A 14,211-nucleotide genomic window follows, 5' to 3' on the forward strand; every position below is an offset into this window, starting at 1 on the left:
CATGGGTAAAACATTATATCAAAAAATTTATGATGCACATGTTGTCAGAGAAGTGAGTGATGAAACACCCATTTTGTATATCGATCGACATTTAGTGCATGAAGTCACATCGCCTCAAGCCTTCGATGGATTAAGAACAAAAGGTCGCCCTGTTCGTCAACCGAATAAAACCTTTGCAACGATGGATCACAACGTATCAACACAAACTAAAGATATTAATGCTTGTGGTGATATGGCAAGAATTCAAATGCAAGAATTAATGAAAAACTGTCAAGAGTTTGGCGTCACGCTGTACGATTTAAACCATCCTTATCAAGGCATTGTTCACGTGATGGGGCCAGAACAAGGCTTAACCTTACCAGGCATGACGATTGTTTGCGGTGATTCACATACAGCAACTCATGGGGCTTTTGGCTCATTAGCGTTTGGAATTGGTACTTCAGAAGTTGAACATGTTTTAGCAACTCAGACCTTAAAACAATCTCGTGCCAAAACATTAAAAATCGAAGTTCAGGGTAAAACCGCTATTGGGATCACGGCGAAAGATATCGTATTAGCCATTATCGGTAAATTAGGGAGTGCTGGTGGTACGGGCTATATTGTTGAATTTGCGGGTGAAGCCATTGAAGCTTTAAGCATGGAAGGTCGAATGACCTTATGTAATATGGCGATTGAAATGGGTGCTAAAGCAGGTTTAGTCGCACCTGATGACACCACTTTTGACTACTTAAAAGGGCGTCAATTTGCACCTAAAGGTCAGTCATGGGATGAAGCTGTCGCGTATTGGAGAACCTTAAAATCTGATCATGATGCAACGTTTGATGCCACAATCACGATTAATGCGGCAGAGATTGCACCGCAAGTCACGTGGGGCACTAACCCAGGGCAAGTTATTGCTATTGATCAAATAGTTCCGTTATTGAATAGCTTTAATGATCCCGTTGAACGCGCTTCTGCTGAAAAAGCCTTGGCTTATATGGGATTAAGTGAAGGTATCAACTTAACAGATGTCACTATCGATAAAGTCTTTATTGGCTCTTGTACAAACTCACGTATTGAAGATTTACGAGCTGCTGCTGAAATCGCAAAAGGCCATAAAGTCGCCTCGCATGTTCAAGCGATTGTCGTTCCAGGCTCTGGGCCTGTTAAAGCCCAAGCGGAAGCGGAAGGCTTAGATAAAATCTTTATTGAAGCAGGCTTTGAATGGCGCTTACCCGGCTGTTCAATGTGTTTAGCTATGAATAACGACCGATTAAATCCGGGCGAACGCTGTGCATCCACTAGCAACCGTAATTTTGAAGGTCGCCAAGGGCGTGGAGGTCGAACACATTTAGTCAGTCCTGCAATGGCGGCAGCAGCGGCTATTAATGGCCATTTTGCCGATATTCGTACATTTGCAGTAGCATCTTAAAGGAGAACATGATGAATAAATTTACTCAACACACGGGTATTGCGGTTCCTTTAGATGCGGCGAATGTGGATACCGACGCCATTATTCCTAAGCAATTTTTGCAGAAAGTAACACGTACAGGCTTTGGTAAACACCTATTTCATGATTGGCGTTTTTTGGATGATGAAGGCACTCAGCCTGATCCTGCATTTATTTTAAATCAATCAATTTACCAAGGTGCTTCTATTTTATTGGCACGAGAAAACTTTGGTTGTGGATCATCTCGTGAACACGCACCTTGGGCATTAACTGATTATGGTTTTCACGCTGTTATCGCCCCCAGCTTTGCGGATATTTTTTATGGGAATGCATTTAATAATCAATTATTACCAATCAAATTAAGTGATGGTGAAGTCTCACAATTATTTGATTGGGTAAAAGAACATGCGGGTACCCCAATTACCGTTGATTTAGTGGCTCAAGAGGTTAGAGCGGGAGAATTACATTTCTCTTTTGAAATTGACTCATTTCGCCGCCACTGCATGATTGAAGGATTAGACAGTATTGGATTAACGCTACAACACCAAGATGAGATTAGTGCTTACGAGGCAAAACAACCCGTTTTTATGCGCTAACTAGAGCAATTTTTCACCTTCTTCTACTTTCTGTGATGTTTACTTTGTCATTCTTGCCGTAAATTCATTTACGGCTTTTTTTTGCCCCAACAAAACTATTTCATACATAATCCATAAAAAAGCCAGTGATTAATCATCACTGGCCGGTAATCACCGAATGCTCAAATGGGGGAGTCTGTCAGTATTCGTCATTTCTGATAACTAACATGAGAGCTAACTTTAAACACAATCATTATCGGTTTAATATAAGGAAATTAAAATTGATCACTTTATTAAGGGATTTCCTCTTTTATGATCTCACCCCGCTTAGAGTTACAATTTATTCGCTTATGGCAAACCTTTCAGGGAAAAGCAACCGAAACAACGTTACAAGAATTAGCCCAAACCCTGCATTGCACACGTCGTCATGTCCGCTCTTTATTAAATAAAATGCAAGAAATAGGTTGGATACATTGGCAAGCAGAAGTCGGCAGAGGTAAAAAATCCACGCTTATTTTTCATTCTAATGCATTTGAGATCCAACAAAATCGCGCCGAAAGGCTGATAGAAGAGAATGATATTGAAAAGCTTGTCGCACTTATGGGTGATAAAGATTCTGTACGCCAAATGGTGCTCTCACAGATTGAAAAAAGCTTTCATCCCGGTCAACAATTGCTGCGTATTATTTACTATCGTCCTTTTAGAAATTTACTCCCTGGAACACCATTAAGACGCTCTGAATTACATTTAATGAGTCAGATATTCAACTCATTAGTCCATCTAAAAGAGGAAAATGGGGAAATCGAAGCCGAATTAGCTCATCATTGGCAAATGATCACAGAGCAACATTGGCGATTTTATTTACGTCCTTCTATCTATTTCCATCATGGTCGAGAGCTCACTCTTGAAGATATCAGTACATCTTTAATGAGAATGAAATACTGCAACCCTCTTTATGCACATATAGAACAAATTTCTTCACCTCAACCTTATGTGCTCGATATTTTCTTAAGCGAAGCAGATAAGCAGTTTGCAACGTTATTAGGCAGCCCACAAGCCGTTATTTTGCCACAAGAATGGGCATCACTCCCCTCTTTTGCACAACACCCTATTGGTACAGGCGCTTATCAAGTGATCGCTAATGATAAACACAAACTACAAATCAAAGCTTTTAATCGCTATTTTGGTTTACGGGCATTATTAGATGAAATTGATATTTGGGTGGTTCCAGAACTGAATAACAAGATGGTCTGTTCAACTATTCATTTAACAGATGATGATACCAATAAAGATTCGCTAGAAAGTCGTAAAGAGGAAGGGTGCTATTTTCTACTTTATGATAGTCGCTCCAAGCAGTGTCAGCAGACTGAAATAAGGGAATGGTTAAGCAGCGTGTTAACGCCTGTTAATATGCTAACGCATTGCGATCCTTTCTATCAACGCCATTGGTCTCCTGCTTATGGGTTATTACTTCATTGGCATCACAGTAAATTAATTCGCCAACATCCAAAACCGACTTCATTAACAAAACTCACTGTGACTCTTTATAAAGAGCATCATGAATACAGCACTATTGCAGATTTAATAAAAAGCATTTTATCTCAGTATGATATTGAACTGACTATTCAAATACTTGATTATGAACAATGGTATTATGGTGAAGCTAATAGTGATATTTGGTTAGCAACCGTGAATTTTTACAAGCCGCTAGAGTTCTCCATATTTGCAGCACTTTATGAATTACCCCTCTTTCACCAATGTTTGGGAGCATCGTTTTCACAAGAGCTCTCATTATGGCACCAAAAATCGTTGCCACTCGAAGAGTGGTGTCGCCAACTAACACAAGATATTTGGCTTTATCCTCTATTTCACCATTTGCTAGAACTACAAGGACAAAGAACCATACGGGGTGTCAAAATGAATACTTTTGGCTGGTTTGATTTTAAATCAGCATGGTTTACACCGGATATTGATACACCACAATTAAAATAGGTTCCTGTCTCTTTTCAGTGTTCAGATTAGCCCTTATTTACGTTAATTCACAGAAACCTTGAAAGTTATAAACATCCACATAAACACTTAGGGGATTTATTCACTTTTTCTGTGGATATCTATGTGAAAAAGAGTGAGATAATCAGGGTATAGTTTTTATATTGTTAGGAAGGCTGTTGATACAAATTTTAAAATATCACTTATAATTCAAATTAGTAGCAAGTTTTTAATGCCTATTTCAGCGATTGGGTAAAACAATTAAAATCCCCTTCGGCTCAAATCGTATAAAAAATATACACAGGGTGTTTTATCCACAGGTTATGCCGATTAGTTAAACAAAATAGGGTAATTTTGGCAAATATCTGCAAAAGTCAAGGCTGTAAATCAGAACAGTGATCTTACTTTCTGTGAGTTATCCCATAAAGCTGTGGATAACCTAGTGTAAAAGCCTGTTTATGATCTCAGGATAACCGTGCACAACTTAAAATAATAAATTTCATTTGGCGAATTAACTCAAAAAAATGATGATATATCATGCTATTATGATTTAAATAAAATAAAGCTAAATACGCTATCAATAACCTGTTTTTTCTGCCTATTATTTATACAAGAAGATAATAACTATGTTTATGCCACCACGAGCCCCCGAAAATGAACACGTTTTATTAGAACGAGCAAAAGCGCTTGCGGGTTATACTTTTGGTGAACTTGCTACCTTTGCACAACTTCCTATCCCCATTGACCTTAAAAGAGATAAAGGCTGGGTAGGTATGTTGTTGGAATATTATTTAGGTGCAAGTGCAGGTAGCAAACCTGAACAAGACTTCAGTGAATTGGGCATTGAGCTCAAAACCATTCCAATTGATAGATTTGGTATGCCTTTAGAAACGACTTTTGTCTGTGTCGCCGCATTAACTGGAAACAGCGGTATTACATGGGAAAATAGCCATGTAAAACACAAGCTTTCAAAAGTGTTATGGGTGCCTGTTGAAGGAGAAAGGACAATACCATTAGCACAACGTCGCGTCGCTTCTCCGTTACTTTGGCGCCCTAATAGTACGGAAGAAAATCTATTACGTCATGATTGGGAAGAGCTCATGGATATGATTGTGTTAGGTAAAGTAGAAAGCATTACTGCACGCCATGGACAAGTCTTACAAATCCGTCCCAAAGCGGCAAACAGTAAAGCATTAACAGAAGCTATTGGTGAAGATGGGCAGCGTATTATGACCTTACCTAGAGGCTTCTATTTAAAAAAGAATTTTACCGCACCTCTACTTGCTCGTTATTTCCAACTATAAAATACCCTGTGTCATTAAGTTAAATCACACAGGGTATTGATAAACAATCTTGATTAGTGATTAACGATAAACAATACCGCCATCAGTTAAAATTGCTTGTCCTGTAATATAGTCAGAGTCATCACTTGAGAGGAAAGCAACAAGGGCTGCGACATCATTAGGCGTTTGAGCACGCCCTAACGCAATACCTTCAACATATTTTTTATAGGTCTCACCTTTTGGTGCCCCAGTTATCTCCGAAAAACGCTCATCAATCTCAACCCACATATCAGTACCTACAATACCAGGGCAGTAAGCATTGACCGTAATACCCGCGCTGGCATACTCTTTTGCTGCTGCTTGAGTCAGCGCGCGTACCGCAAATTTAGTTGCTGAATAAACACCTAACATTGCAAAGCCATCATGCCCAGCAATAGATGAAGCGTTAATAATTTTACCTTTATGACCCCGTGCCTTAAATTTTTCTGCGGCGGCTTGAATACCCCACATAGTTCCATTTACGTTTATTTTGAAGATCCTATCCATATCTTCAGGTGTGACGTCAGCCAGAGGTTTTACTTGTGCAATGCCCGCATTATTAATCATGACATCAAAACCACCTAATGTCTTTTCAGCGTGCTCAACAGCTGCAAAAACGTCATCGCGCTGACTAATATCAGCAGTAAAAATTGTTGTTTTACGCCCTAATGCTTCAATCTCTTTTGCGACATCCGCTAACTTATCTGCTTTCAAGTCAACCAGAGCAATATCAGCACCATCTTTTGCTAAACGCAATGCAATGCCACGGCCAATTCCCTGAGCAGCGCCTGTAACTAAAATTACTTTACCATTCAAAGCCATTGTCTTTCTCCTGAATATTTACAGATGAAAAAGCCCTTATAAAAAGAACTTTGTTAATAGATTAACAGTAGCAATTAAACGGACGAGTGACAAAATTACAATTATTCACTAATAAATTCGGTAATACCGATCAAACATTCTGTAAATAATTATCATTCAGAATAATGGCTTAATAAAAAGGAAAATAAGCACGAGAAAGAGCAGAAAAAACATTCAAGTAGGATCTGAATTTGTTAGCAAAAAATGCTTAACTCATTCATAGATAGAGTAAAAAACAAAAAGCGATACCTAATAGATATCGCTTTCTCTTTATTTTCAGGGATTAACAGACCTTATTTTTTTGCGGCTTGCAGATATAACATATCAAGAGCAATAGTTGCTCCTGCAAGTGCTGTAATATCTGATTGATCGTAAGCGGGAGAAACTTCAACCAAATCCATACCGACAATATTTAACGGTTGTAATGCACGTAAAATCTTCAGTGCTTTATCGGTTGTTAAACCGCCTACAACTGGTGTGCCTGTTCCTGGTGCAAACGCAGGATCAAGACAATCAATATCAAAAGTCAGGTAAACAGGTAAATCGCCAACAATGCTTTTGATCTGATCGACAAGATCGGATACACCACGATCGTTAACTTGTGCTGCATTCAATACAGTGAAACCATTATCACTGTCATGATCAGTACGAATACCAATTTGAACAGAGTGGTTAGGATCGATTAATCCTTCATTGGGAGCATGGAAAAACATTGTGCCATGGTCAAATTTACTGCCATTACCATAAGTATCAGTATGTGCATCAAAATGAACTAATGCCATTTTACCAAAATGTTTTGCATGAGCGCGTAATAAAGGTAGTGTAACAAAATGGTCACCACCAAACGTTAAGCATTTTTTACCTGCTGCTAATAACTTCTCTGTATGAGCTTGTAACTTATCGCTCATATCCTGTGCATCACCGAAGTTAAAGACTAAGTCACCACAATCAACAACGCTTAAACGTTCACGCATATCGAAATCCCACGGCCAGCGATTACCTTCCCACGCTAAATTCGTTGAGATTTGACGAATAGCACCTGGTCCATGACGAGTTCCTGCACGACCAGACGTTGCCATATCAAAAGGCACTCCCGTAATAACCCAGTCTGCATCACTGCTGTAAGGCTGAAAATTCAGTGGAAAACGTAAAAAACCAAATGCATTAGAGATCAATGAATTATCAGTCTCATTACCTAACGTACTATTTTTCATGCTATTACCTCTGTTACTTATAAAAAATAAGCAACATATAATCAATATGATAGATAAAGAGTGATGTTTAAAGACATCACTCTTGCATTAAAAAGTGAAGAATTACTCTTCTTCTTCCAGATACGTATAACCGTATAAACCACTTTCAAATTCAGTCAGGAATTGCTCTTGTAACGCTTCATCTAACTGCGCATTTTTTACTTGAGTACGGAAACGATCTAACAGCACGGTAGGATTTAACTTAACGTACTGGAGCATATCGGCAACCGTATCACCTTCTTCACTTTGCTCATAGGTCAGATTACCTTTCTCATCAAGGTAAACGTCAACAGCGGCAGTATCACCAAATAAGTTATGCATATTACCGAGAATTTCCTGATAAGCCCCGACCATAAAGAAACCGATCATGGGTGGATATTCAGGATCATAAGCGGGCATTGGCATTGTGGTTTCAACCCCATCACCATCCACATAGTGATCAATAATACCATCTGAGTCACAAGTGATATCGAGCAACACTGCACGACGATCAAGCGGTTTATCTAGCCCTTCAATAGGTAATACAGGGAATAACTGGTCGATCCCCCATGCATCAGGTAAAGATTGGAACAGTGAAAAGTTAACATAGAACTTATCTGACATACGTTCTTGTAACTCATCAATAATAGGGCGATGAGCACGATTACTCGGATCCAAATCGTACTGAATACGACGGCAGATGTTCAAATACAGCTCTTCTGCCCATGCACGCTCTGTTAGGCTTAACATGCCGTGAACATATTGAGTATGCACATCGTGTAAGTCTAATTGGCTATCGTGTAACCATTCACGTAATGAACGACTATTCCCCTTCGTTTGCATCTCTTCCCAGGTTTCCCAAAGGCTAGCGATCGGTCTTGCAGCATCTTCCTCAGGAGGGGTTATTGCCGTAAATTCATTACGTTCAACACCAATCACATTAGAAATTAATACAGTATGGTGTGCCGTTAATGCACGACCCGATTCAGTAATAACGGTGGGATGTGGTAAATCATTTTCATCACATGCGTCACCAATCGCCCAAATAACGTTATTCGCATATTCATTAAGGCCATAGTTAACAGAGCAATCAGATTGTGAACGAGTACCTTCATAGTCCACACCTAAACCACCACCCACATCGAAATACTGAATATTTACACCTAATTTATGCAGTTCAACATAGAAGCGTGCAGATTCGCGAACACCGGTAGCAATATCACGGATATTTGCCATTTGTGATCCCAAATGGAAATGCAATAATTGCAGACTATCTAAGCGATCTGCTTGGCGTAACATATCAATTAACTGCAGAACTTGTGTCGCTGCTAAACCAAATTTTGATTTTTCACCGCCACTTGCTTGCCATTTACCTGATCCTTGAGAAGCAAGACGAGCACGAACGCCTAAACGAGGAATAACTTCTAAACGTTCAGCTTCTTCAAGAACCATTTTAATCTCAGACATTTTCTCAATAACTAAGAAAACTTTATGTCCAAGTTTTTCACCTGTAAGCGCTAAGCGAATATACTCACGGTCTTTATAACCATTACAAACAATCACAGAACTTGTCATATTGGCATGAGCAAGTACTGCCATTAATTCCGCTTTAGAGCCAGCCTCTAAACCTAAAGGCTCTCCTGCATTCACTAATGATTCAATAACGCGACGTTGTTGGTTAACTTTAATCGGATAAACTAAAAAATAGTCACCTTGATAACCATAGGATTTACGCGCACGATGAAACGCAGCATTAATCGAACGTAAACGATGTTGTAGTATTTGAGGAAAGCAAAAAAGTGCAGGTAACCGCAGATTCGATTGCTCTTCTTGGACTCGTTTAACTAATTCAGTTAAATCAAAAGTAGCCTCAGGAACATCAGGATTAGGACAAACGCTAATATTTCCCCGATTATTCGCTAAATAGTAACCGCCCCCCCAATATGCAATGTTATAGGTCTGCTGCATCTTACGAGCGATGTTATCATTCATGACATTCTCCTTAGGGAGTATGAGTTTATACCTTGCCTGTCACCATAGTAGTCAATTATCTGACAAAAATCTGAAACGACTGATAAATAACAGTTGGAAGTAATGACTCACTATATATTTTTATATGATTATCCAGCTATACGCAGGACATAATAGTAGAAAGTTCTTGAGTTAACCTATAACGAGTTAACACAATCACCTATTGGCAAGTAACAGACAACTTCGCTCTAAAGAAAAAGAGCTCAAAGAGGAAATTACTCTAGATATACTATGTGTATAGTATTGGTGAGTACGGTTTTGGTTTTTGAAAAGACTAACCTGTAGACAATGGATCATTACCCATTCACTCCACACATGGCTTAACCCTATAAGCCATTTCCCTAACAGAGAAACAGGATCAGAAATCCTGCGGTTTACACTGTGTTCAGATTTCACAGTAACCGCGAGGTTATACCTTTAGTTAGGTAAAAATGCAAAGCAAAAAGTACAAAAAAATTTTTTTTCTCTAATCGCTATTTTCTTGATACAAAAATAGCAAGTAACAAAAAATAAGATTAACTGTTTGATTCTGCTTTATCCCTATATTTGATTAAAAAAAACTGGAATTAAAGAGAAAAGAGTCCTAAAATGGACGTCTAGATGTTAAAACATCCATCCTTAAACCGTTTGTATTAAGGTAACGAGATATAATGACTACACACCTTTTTACTTCTGAATCAGTCTCAGAAGGTCATCCTGATAAAATTGCAGATCAAATTTCTGATGCTGTTCTGGATGCAATTTTAGAACAAGATCCAAAAGCACGCGTTGCCTGCGAAACTTACGTTAAGACAGGCATGGTGATGGTAGGCGGAGAAATTACCACCAAAGCTTGGGTCGATATCGAAGAAATTACACGTAACACTGTTCGTGAAATCGGCTACACCAGTTCTGACATGGGCTTTGATGCTAATTCCTGCGCAGTTATCAGTGCGATTGGTAAACAATCACCGGATATCAACCAAGGTGTTGACCGTGCAAATCCACTAGAACAAGGCGCTGGTGACCAAGGTTTAATGTTTGGTTATGCAACCAACGAAACTGACGTATTAATGCCAGCTCCAATTACTTATGCTCATCGCTTAGTTCAACGCCAAGCACAAGTCCGTAAAAATGGAACTTTATCTTGGTTACGCCCTGATGCGAAAAGCCAAATTACCTTCCAATATGACAACAATAACGTTGTTGGTATTGATGCTGTTGTGTTATCAACTCAACACTCTGAAGATATTTCACAAAAAGATCTGCATGAAGCGGTGATGGAAGAGATCATTAAGCCCGTTCTACCCGCAGAATGGCTAAATGAACAAACTAAATATTTCATCAACCCAACGGGTCGTTTTGTTATTGGTGGACCAATGGGTGATTGTGGCTTAACAGGCCGTAAAATCATTGTCGATACTTACGGCGGTATGGCGCGTCATGGCGGTGGTGCTTTCTCTGGTAAAGATCCATCGAAAGTAGACCGTTCAGCGGCTTATGCTGCACGTTACGTTGCAAAAAATATTGTAGCAGCCGGTTTAGCTGATCGTTGTGAAATCCAAGTTTCTTACGCAATCGGTGTGGCAGAGCCAACATCAATTATGGTAGAAACATTTGGTACTGAAAAAGTCCCAACAGCACAACTGGTTCTGCTAGTGCGTGAATTCTTTGACTTACGTCCTTATGGGCTCATTCAAATGTTAGATTTACTGCACCCAATCTACCAAAAAACCGCGGCTTACGGTCACTTTGGTCGTTCAGAATTCCCTTGGGAAGCAACAGATAAAGCTGAAATCTTACGTGAAGCAGCTGGCTTAAAATAAGTCTCTTACCAATAACGTCACGTGATTGATTTTACTAAGACCACATCTTTATGGATGTGGTTTTTTTATGGTTTCTATTTATAAAGTCTATAAAAAAACCCCGTATCATACGGGGTATCAATAAGAGAAAGCGAGAAATAGAAATTTATGATGAAACGGTTTCTTATAAAAAGTTAATAAAATTAATTAGGATAATTAATCCACTCACCACCATTTAATTTGATATAAGACTGTCCTTGATAATCAATCACAACCGTAGCTTGGTTTTCTGCAACATTAGCAGTTTGAGGAAGTTCACTGACTAATGCATTCCAATCGATAACAGATTGATTAAAGATCTCCCCATTTACATTACGAGAAATAAACTCAGAAATAGCTAAATAGCTACTTGGTTCATCAACAATCACAGGAGGATAAAATTGTGCTCGGTTTTTTATTCCAGTAAAACGAATACCGACAGGTACGGTAGTAATGCTTTGGCTTGGAATATCTCTTAACCCTGACATTTGTGTTTTATCACCTTGTAAAGCCGCACCATGCTCAGGCACAATCACCACCATCACTTTTCTTCCTTTTTTATCTAGCTCATTCATAAAGTTATCTAAATTATCAAGTAATGTAGAGGCTCTCTTGCCATAATCAGCAGTGCTATTCTCTCCTACATAGCGGTTACCATCATGTAGTGATATCAAGTTCACAAAGGTCACAGTCCGATTCTCATTAGACAACTCTCTCGCTTTCAACCAACGTTGTAATGTTTCCTTATCATTGTAAATTTTGGTGCCATCAAATGCGGTAATTTGATGAGAAAGATTTTCTTGATCTTGCAAAGCGATATGAAGATCACCAAGTTGCTGAACCTCTTTAAGGTAATTACCAAACTTTCCGTTATGGTCAAGCACTAATTTCTTAGCAAATCCTAATGATGATAAATTATCCATTAGCAAGCATTGTGTCTCTGTGGGATCGTATAAATCAGAGTGTTGAGTCTGACCACAACTTGCGCGTAATAATCTTAACGATGCAGGACCACTATAAGAAGATACTGTATTAAAGTGGCTAAATAGCACATCAAAGTTCCCCCAAATGGGGTGTTCTTGCAGTCCAACTGCCGCCACATCCGCGGTAGAAAGTGAACAAATATTGATAATCAAGATATCAAAAGGCTGGGCATTAGATGCTAACTGCGCAGGAAATGGTGTCATACGTTTTTTCTCATAACCATAAAACTGTGTAAGCCAATCATCCAATGCTTTATTACTGACCTTCTGGTTTTGTGGTGGATAAACGGTATTCATTGATGTGGTTTCTACCTCTTTACTCGATCCCACCTCAGGAGGTACTTGTGATTCGAATGATGCTGGCAACACTTCATGAGCGTTGATTGGTGTCGTATTTTTTTCACTATTAATGTTACTTTCTTGCATAAAAGTATTTGCTGAAACAGAAGGCACCACACCTTGAGAAAAATGAGTAAACTCACCAATATTTAGCCACAAAACACCGGCAATAATAAAAACAGATACCCTTACCCACTGTTCAATAAAAAGGTAGCCCACTAACAAAATAAAGGCGACACCAATCATTTTGATATTGATAAAGTTAACCGTTAATTCAACAAGGTAATCGAAGGAAAACGCTTTAAGCTGCCCACCTTGAGCAACGATGGTTGAAAAGCTGGGTAACCAAGTATCATGATAAAATAAAACTATCCCTATTGGGATAGCGACCCAATTACGCATTTTATGCCAACTATTTTTGGGTAATGGGAACAACAAAAAGGCAAGAAAAAGTAAATTGCTAAAAGCATCAAAATTTAAATAACCATACCAAAGTAAAACAAACTTTAGTAAGAAATAGAAATTCCAGGCTCCCAACCCATGCCAGTAATGTAAAAAATCGAATTGGGTTGCATTAGATTTTTTCATTTTAACTTCCTACTCTTTAGTATAAACAAATTCAACTCGACAGTTATATGATTTCTCATATCTGCCTTTTTATTACTTCTGATATTTAATTAACTACTAAACAAACATATAAGAGAATATTTATTTAAATCTAAGTAAAAACCCTCAAATAAAAAAATAACGAAAAAGAATATTTCGCCATAAAACTCACCTCTTATATAAAAGAAAAATAATTATACCAGACAACTTATTTAAGCCAGATTAAGAAATCACTAACGCTCTATTTATAGAATAGCGTCTATTTTTAAAAATGATGTTTTATTTACATTAAATAATAAAACACAGAGTTATCTTATTTTTATATTTCCAAACGAAGACGAGAAAAAATATATCAATAACATCAAAAAAACAATTAACAAGAATTATTAGCAACAAATAAACAATCACCTCAATATAAAAACACAACCAATCAATAAAAGACCATAATATAATGATTTTCATATAAAAAATGATAAAGATCAATATACAATACTGATCATCGAATTTGAATAATTTAATATATTGTTATAACCAGCTATTTTACATTTATTTTTTATTGATTTATTTTGAAGTAAATCTATTTTTGTTATTATTTAAAAATTCAATAAAAATAAAATACAAAGGAGAAAACCAATAGCTATTACTGACATACTTAAAATAATAAATACTCATTTTATGTGTTTTTACGTAATTGAAATTATCTATTTTAAAGCATATTCTAAAATAAACAGTTTAATGAAATAGAACGAATCATTAATTAACCACTATTTTTATCGGTTCTTTAACTTTGATAAAAATTCATCTCGCCTTTATATAGAGATTATTAAAATGAAAAACGAAAATTTTATTAACTCCAATATGAAAATAGAAAAAAATGATCTAAATAAGGATATCAACAAATTAAAAAAATTATTTTCATTAAATAACTATCACTATCAGGATATTAATAAAAAAGAAGAAAATAATGAGCTTATTTATCGCTGGCCATTACTTAATACATTTAATTATATAAGTAAATGAG

The 14,211-nt window shown here is 37.5% G+C and carries 10 protein-coding genes; 6 read left to right on the plus strand and 4 right to left on the minus strand.

All coding sequences use genetic code 11. The annotated features are described in order from the left end of the window. Position 1: 1 nt before the first annotated feature. The 4 genes from leuC (at position 2) to mutH (ending at position 5,297) form a co-directional block, all read left to right on the plus strand. A complete protein-coding gene (gene leuC, locus SB028_RS14510; protein ID WP_069367682.1) occupies positions 2-1,411 on the plus strand; it encodes a 3-isopropylmalate dehydratase large subunit in 1,410 nt (469 codons plus the stop codon). Between the two features lie 8 nt (positions 1,412-1,419). Continuing rightward, positions 1,420-2,025: a 3-isopropylmalate dehydratase small subunit gene (gene leuD, locus SB028_RS14515; RefSeq protein ID WP_069367681.1), complete on the plus strand. Its 606-nt coding sequence runs from the start codon at positions 1,420-1,422 to the stop codon at positions 2,023-2,025. Positions 2,026-2,316: 291 nt separating this feature from the next. Further along, a complete protein-coding gene (gene sgrR, locus SB028_RS14520) occupies positions 2,317-3,996 on the plus strand; it encodes an HTH-type transcriptional regulator SgrR (protein WP_069367680.1) in 1,680 nt (559 codons plus the stop codon). Positions 3,997-4,619: 623 nt separating this feature from the next. Further along, positions 4,620-5,297: a DNA mismatch repair endonuclease MutH gene (gene mutH / locus SB028_RS14525; RefSeq protein WP_069367679.1), complete on the plus strand. Its 678-nt coding sequence runs from the start codon at positions 4,620-4,622 to the stop codon at positions 5,295-5,297. Between the two features lie 60 nt (positions 5,298-5,357). On the opposite strand, the gene SB028_RS14530 is transcribed toward mutH, so the two are convergent. The 3 genes from SB028_RS14530 to speA all read right to left on the minus strand — a co-directional run bounded on the left by SB028_RS14530 (position 5,358) and on the right by speA (position 9,400). Next, positions 5,358-6,137 carry an acetoin reductase gene (locus tag SB028_RS14530; protein WP_069367678.1) on the minus strand — a complete coding sequence of 260 codons (780 nt, stop codon included), beginning with the start codon at positions 6,135-6,137 and terminating at the stop codon, positions 5,358-5,360. 332 nt (positions 6,138-6,469) lie between these two features. Further along, entirely contained in the window at positions 6,470-7,390 is a 921-nt protein-coding gene (gene speB, locus SB028_RS14535; protein ID WP_318859627.1) for an agmatinase, read from the minus strand. Positions 7,391-7,492: 102 nt separating this feature from the next. After that, the gene (speA, locus tag SB028_RS14540; protein ID WP_069367676.1) at positions 7,493-9,400 is read right to left on the minus strand and encodes a biosynthetic arginine decarboxylase; all 1,908 of its coding nucleotides are present in this window, start codon (positions 9,398-9,400) and stop codon (positions 7,493-7,495) included. Positions 9,401-10,089: 689 nt separating this feature from the next. Between speA and metK the strand changes: the two genes are divergently transcribed. Further along, positions 10,090-11,244: a methionine adenosyltransferase gene (metK, locus tag SB028_RS14545; RefSeq protein WP_069367675.1), complete on the plus strand. Its 1,155-nt coding sequence runs from the start codon at positions 10,090-10,092 to the stop codon at positions 11,242-11,244. Positions 11,245-11,426: 182 nt separating this feature from the next. On the opposite strand, the gene bcsG is transcribed toward metK, so the two are convergent. Continuing rightward, a complete protein-coding gene (bcsG, locus tag SB028_RS14550; protein WP_069367674.1) occupies positions 11,427-13,172 on the minus strand; it encodes a cellulose biosynthesis protein BcsG in 1,746 nt (581 codons plus the stop codon). Between the two features lie 846 nt (positions 13,173-14,018). On the opposite strand from bcsG, the gene bcsR reads away from it, so the two are divergent. Then, positions 14,019-14,210: a cellulose biosynthesis protein BcsR gene (gene bcsR / locus SB028_RS14555; protein ID WP_069367673.1), complete on the plus strand. Its 192-nt coding sequence runs from the start codon at positions 14,019-14,021 to the stop codon at positions 14,208-14,210. The last annotated feature ends 1 nt before the right edge of the window (position 14,211 follow it).

It is taken from the genome of Proteus vulgaris, assembly GCF_033708015.1.
Lineage (GTDB): Bacteria > Pseudomonadota > Gammaproteobacteria > Enterobacterales > Enterobacteriaceae > Proteus.

Bases quoted from the DNA above. Each gene is read 5' to 3' on its own strand.
- SB028_RS14530 (WP_069367678.1), bottom strand. From the start codon at position 6,137: ATGGCTTTGAATGGTAAAGTAATTTTAGTTACAGGCGCTGCTCAGGGA.
- metK (WP_069367675.1), top strand. From the start codon at position 10,090: ATGACTACACACCTTTTTACTTCTGAATCAGTCTCAGAAGGTCATCCT.
- mutH (WP_069367679.1), top strand. From the start codon at position 4,620: ATGTTTATGCCACCACGAGCCCCCGAAAATGAACACGTTTTATTAGAA.
- speB (WP_318859627.1), bottom strand. From the start codon at position 7,390: ATGAAAAATAGTACGTTAGGTAATGAGACTGATAATTCATTGATCTCT.
- leuD (WP_069367681.1), top strand. From the start codon at position 1,420: ATGATGAATAAATTTACTCAACACACGGGTATTGCGGTTCCTTTAGAT.
- bcsR (WP_069367673.1), top strand. From the start codon at position 14,019: ATGAAAAACGAAAATTTTATTAACTCCAATATGAAAATAGAAAAAAAT.
- bcsG (WP_069367674.1), bottom strand. From the start codon at position 13,172: ATGAAAAAATCTAATGCAACCCAATTCGATTTTTTACATTACTGGCAT.
- leuC (WP_069367682.1), top strand. From the start codon at position 2: ATGGGTAAAACATTATATCAAAAAATTTATGATGCACATGTTGTCAGA.
- sgrR (WP_069367680.1), top strand. From the start codon at position 2,317: ATGATCTCACCCCGCTTAGAGTTACAATTTATTCGCTTATGGCAAACC.
- speA (WP_069367676.1), bottom strand. From the start codon at position 9,400: ATGAATGATAACATCGCTCGTAAGATGCAGCAGACCTATAACATTGCA.